Annotated in this window: 2 tRNA genes and 3 rRNA genes; all 5 read right to left on the reverse strand. The window is 48.8% G+C overall.

The annotated features are described in order from the left end of the window. Positions 1 to 8: 8 nt before the first annotated feature. Positions 9 to 123: ribosomal RNA gene (rrf, locus tag AC1PJ9_RS03690) — 5S ribosomal RNA — on the reverse strand. A gap of 178 nt (positions 124 to 301) precedes the next feature. Next, a 23S ribosomal RNA gene (locus AC1PJ9_RS03695) occupies positions 302 to 3193 on the reverse strand. Between the two features lie 352 nt (positions 3194 to 3545). Beyond that, positions 3546 to 3621: transfer RNA gene (locus tag AC1PJ9_RS03700), tRNA-Ala, on the reverse strand. Between the two features lie 55 nt (positions 3622 to 3676). After that, positions 3677 to 3753: transfer RNA gene (locus AC1PJ9_RS03705), tRNA-Ile, on the reverse strand. 59 nt (positions 3754 to 3812) lie between these two features. Next, a 16S ribosomal RNA gene (locus tag AC1PJ9_RS03710) occupies positions 3813 to 5350 on the reverse strand. Together the 16S, 23S and 5S rRNA genes with 2 tRNA genes alongside form the textbook arrangement of a ribosomal RNA operon. Between the last annotated feature and the right edge of the window lie 174 nt (positions 5351 to 5524).

Genomic DNA, 5524 nt, shown 5'->3' on the forward strand with positions numbered 1-5524 from the left:
GAATAATGAGCTGGCGATGACTTACTCTCACATGGGTAACCCCACACTACCATCAGCGCTAAGAGGTTTCACTTCTGAGTTCGGGAAGGGATCAGGTGGTTCACTCTTGCTATGGTCGCCAGCACAACTGTTTATGGATACTTGCTTTGGTCTTATTAGCTGCCGAAGCGTTTTCCAAATCTTTACAGATTGGGCTGATTGAATCTGACTTGTTCATTTTATCTAGTGGAATAACTAAATCAAGTTTGTTTGTCGATTTATGAATCGATTGATGCTTTATATACAACTGCTTGGGTGTTGTATAGTCAAGCCTCACGAGCAATTAGTATTGGTCAGCTTCACATATCACTATGCTTCCACATCCAACCTATCAACGTCCTAGTCTCGAACGGCTCTTTAGAGGACATAAAGTCCTAGGGAAATCTTATCTTGAGGTAGGCTTCCCGCTTAGATGCTTTCAGCGGTTATCCCTTCCGAACATAGCTACCCGGCGATGCGACTGGCGTCACAACCGGTACACCAGAGGTTCGTCCACTCTGGTCCTCTCGTACTAGGAGCAGATCCTCTCAAATTTCCAGCGCCCACGGTAGATAGGGACCGAACTGTCTCACGACGTTCTAAACCCAGCTCGCGTACCTCTTTAAATGGCGAACAGCCATACCCTTGGGACCTGCTTCAGCCCCAGGATGAGATGAGCCGACATCGAGGTGCCAAACACCGCCGTCGATATGAACTCTTGGGCGGTATCAGCCTGTTATCCCCAGAGTACCTTTTATCCGTTGAGCGATGGCCCTTCCATACAGAACCACCGGATCACTAAGACCTACTTTCGTACCTGCTCGACTTGTGGGTCTCGCAGTTAAGCGCGCTTTTGCCTTTATACTCTACGCGTGATTTCCGACCACGCTGAGCGCACCTTCGTACTCCTCCGTTACTCTTTAGGAGGAGACCGCCCCAGTCAAACTACCCACCAGACACGGTCCTCGTCCCGGATAACGGGACAGAGTTAGAACCTCAACATTACCAGGGTGGTATTTCAAGGACGGCTCCATTGGAACTAGCGTTCCAACTTCAAAGCCTCCCACCTATCCTACACAAGTAAGGTCAAAGTTCAGTGTCAAGCTGCAGTAAAGGTTCACGGGGTCTTTCCGTCTAGCCGCGGGTACACTGCATCTTCACAGCGATTTCGATTTCACTGAGCCTCTGCTGGAGACAGCGCCGCCATCATTATGCCATTCGTGCAGGTCGGAACTTACCCGACAAGGAATTTCGCTACCTTAGGACCGTTATAGTTACGGCCGCCGTTTACTGGGGCTTCGATCAAGAGCTTCGCTTACGCTAACCCCATCAATTAACCTTCCAGCACCGGGCAGGCATCACACCCTATACGTCCACTTTCGTGTTTGCAGAGTGCTATGTTTTTAATAAACAGTTGCAGCGGCCTGGTTTCTGCGGCTGTCATCAGCTCAGGAAGCAAGTTCCATCACCAACAACAGCGTACCTTCTCCCGAAGTTACGGTACCATTTTGCCTAGTTCCTTCAGCAGAGTTCTCTCAAGCGCCTTGGTCTACTCGACCTGACCACCTGTGTCGGTTTCGGGTACGATTCCTGTGTAACTGAAGCTTAGAGACTTTTCCTGGAAGCATGGTATCAGCCACTTCACTGTACAAGTACAGCTTGCTATCGGATCTCAGTATAGAGTACCCCGGATTTGCCTAAGATACATACCTACATCCTTCCACCTGGACAACCAACGCCAGGCTGACTTAACCTTCTCCGTCCTCTCATCGCATTACACAGAAGTATTGGAATATTAACCAATTTCCCATCGACTACGCCTTTCGGCCTCGCCTTAGGGGTCGACTCACCCAGCCCCGATTAACGTTGGACTGGAACCCTTGGTCTTTCGGCGAACGGGTTTTTCACCCGTTTTGTCGTTACTCACGTCAGCATTCGCACTTCTGATACCTCCAGCATACTTCTCAATACACCTTCATCGGCTTACAGAACGCTCCCCTACCACTTGACTAATGTCAAATCCGCAGCTTCGGCACATAGTTTTAGCCCCGTTACATCTTCCGCGCAGGCCGACTCGACTAGTGAGCTATTACGCTTTCTTTAAAGGGTGGCTGCTTCTAAGCCAACCTCCTAGCTGTCTATGCCTTCCCACATCGTTTCCCACTTAACTATGATTTTGGGGCCTTAGCTGGCGGTCTGGATTGTTTTCCTCTTGACTACGGACGTTAGCACCCGCAGTCTGTCTCCCGGATAGTACTCATAGGTATTCGGAGTTTGCATCGGTTTGGTAAGTCGGGATGACCCCCTAGCCGAAACAGTGCTCTACCCCCTATGGTATTCGTCCGAGGCGCTACCTAAATAGCTTTCGGGGAGAACCAGCTATCACCAGGCTTGATTAGCCTTTCACCCCTATCCACAAGTCATCCCCTGGCTTTTCAACGACAGTGGGTTCGGTCCTCCAGTTAGTGTTACCCAACCTTCAACCTGCTCATGGATAGATCGCCTGGTTTCGGGTCTATACCCAGCAACTAAACGCCCTATTAAGACTCGATTTCTCTACGGCTCCCCTATACGGTTAACCTCGCTACTGAATATAAGTCGCTGACCCATTATACAAAAGGTACGCAGTCACACCACGAAGGTGCTCCCACTGCTTGTATGCATGCGGTTTCAGGATCTATTTCACTCCCCTCACAGGGGTTCTTTTCGCCTTTCCCTCACGGTACTGGTTCACTATCGGTCAGTCAGGAGTATTTAGCCTTGGAGGATGGTCCCCCCATATTCAGACAAGGTTTCACGTGCCTCGCCCTACTCGTCATCATTATGTGTGCCCTTTCGTGTACGGGAATATCACCCTCTACGTTCGCACTTCCCAGAGCGTTCCACTAAAACACACATAACTTAATGGGCTGATCCCCGTTCGCTCGCCGCTACTGAGGGAATCTCAATTGATTTCTTTTCCTAAGGGTACTGAGATGTTTCACTTCCCCTCGTTCGCCTTGCAACACTATGTATTCATGTTGCAATACCTACCTTAAAGTAGGTGGGTTCCCCCATTCAGACATCTCCGGATCAAAGGATATTTGCCGCCTCCCCGGAGCTTTTCGCAGGCTATCACGTCTTTCATCGCCTCTGACTGCCAAGGCATCCACCACATGCACTTAATTACTTGACTATACAACCCCAAACAGTCGTCAACACCTACAAGTGAGTGTTGTCCGTGCGATTCTTCATCGCTACTATCTGTTGTCTGTGTACTTAAACACTGTACAGCTTCAATCTAAATTCATATACCAAAACGCTTGATTCAGTTAATTTGCTAGTTCTCAATTCATTCAGATTAATTGCTTAATCTAAACTCTTGAGTGAACAATTTATTTCAGACTCAATTTTGCCAATCTGTTAATGAATAAACACGCCTTCGTCAGGTCATGCTTAATACCGTGATACTTAAATCACAGAAGTTAATAAACCAAGACCGAAATCTCTATTTACTAATTTCTGTAATCCGAACTTATCTTAAGTTCTGGTGGAGACTAGGAGAGTCGAACTCCTGACCTCCTGCGTGCAAAGCAGGCGCTCTACCAACTAAGCTAAGTCCCCAGCTTACATCATCAGTCATGTATCTTTTATCTATAACTTCAACCAGTCAAAGTCATGGTGGGTCTGACAAGACTTGAACTTGTGACCCCACGCTTATCAAGCGTGTGCTCTAACCAACTGAGCTACAGACCCTCAGATACATCTATGAAGAACAACTTGTTGTGGATTCTTACCAATCGTCAATCTTTCGTTAAGGAGGTGATCCAGCCGCAGGTTCCCCTACGGCTACCTTGTTACGACTTCACCCCAGTCATCGGCCACACCGTGGTAACCGCCCTCTTTGCAGTTAGGCTAGCTACTTCTGGTGCAACAAACTCCCATGGTGTGACGGGCGGTGTGTACAAGGCCCGGGAACGTATTCACCGCGGCATTCTGATCCGCGATTACTAGCGATTCCGACTTCATGGAGTCGAGTTGCAGACTCCAATCCGGACTACGATCGGCTTTTTGAGATTAGCATCACATCGCTGTGTAGCAACCCTTTGTACCGACCATTGTAGCACGTGTGTAGCCCTGGCCGTAAGGGCCATGATGACTTGACGTCGTCCCCGCCTTCCTCCAGTTTGTCACTGGCAGTATCCTTAAAGTTCCCGACATTACTCGCTGGCAAATAAGGAAAAGGGTTGCGCTCGTTGCGGGACTTAACCCAACATCTCACGACACGAGCTGACGACAGCCATGCAGCACCTGTATGTAAGTTCCCGAAGGCACCAATCCATCTCTGGAAAGTTCTTACTATGTCAAGGCCAGGTAAGGTTCTTCGCGTTGCATCGAATTAAACCACATGCTCCACCGCTTGTGCGGGCCCCCGTCAATTCATTTGAGTTTTAGTCTTGCGACCGTACTCCCCAGGCGGTCTACTTATCGCGTTAGCTGCGCCACTAAAGCCTCAAAGGCCCCAACGGCTAGTAGACATCGTTTACGGCATGGACTACCAGGGTATCTAATCCTGTTTGCTCCCCATGCTTTCGCACCTCAGCGTCAGTGTTAGGCCAGATGGCTGCCTTCGCCATCGGTATTCCTCCAGATCTCTACGCATTTCACCGCTACACCTGGAATTCTACCATCCTCTCCCACACTCTAGCTAACCAGTATCGAATGCAATTCCCAAGTTAAGCTCGGGGATTTCACATTTGACTTAATTAGCCGCCTACGCGCGCTTTACGCCCAGTAAATCCGATTAACGCTTGCACCCTCTGTATTACCGCGGCTGCTGGCACAGAGTTAGCCGGTGCTTATTCTGCGAGTAACGTCCACTATCTGAAGGTATTAACTTCAGTAGCCTCCTCCTCGCTTAAAGTGCTTTACAACCATAAGGCCTTCTTCACACACGCGGCATGGCTGGATCAGGCTTGCGCCCATTGTCCAATATTCCCCACTGCTGCCTCCCGTAGGAGTCTGGGCCGTGTCTCAGTCCCAGTGTGGCGGATCATCCTCTCAGACCCGCTACAGATCGTCGCCTTGGTAGGCCTTTACCCCACCAACTAGCTAATCCGACTTAGGCTCATCTATTAGCGCAAGGTCCGAAGATCCCCTGCTTTCTCCCGTAGGACGTATGCGGTATTAGCATCCCTTTCGAGATGTTGTCCCCCACTAATAGGCAGATTCCTAAGCATTACTCACCCGTCCGCCGCTAGGTCCAGTAGCAAGCTACCTTTCCCCGCTCGACTTGCATGTGTTAAGCCTGCCGCCAGCGTTCAATCTGAGCCATGATCAAACTCTTCAGTTAAAATCATTTTGTACCTTATTTAAAGACAAGGTACCAATTCTGGCTCATCAATTACTGACTTAAATTTCGCTCAAATAAACTTCGAGTAATTTAAACCAATCAATCAATGAAAATTATTTCGATTAATCAATCAGTAAAAATCCACACAAGTTGTTCTTCAATTCTCTTAATGAT

Source organism: Acinetobacter sp. 70_2 (assembly GCF_056736115.1).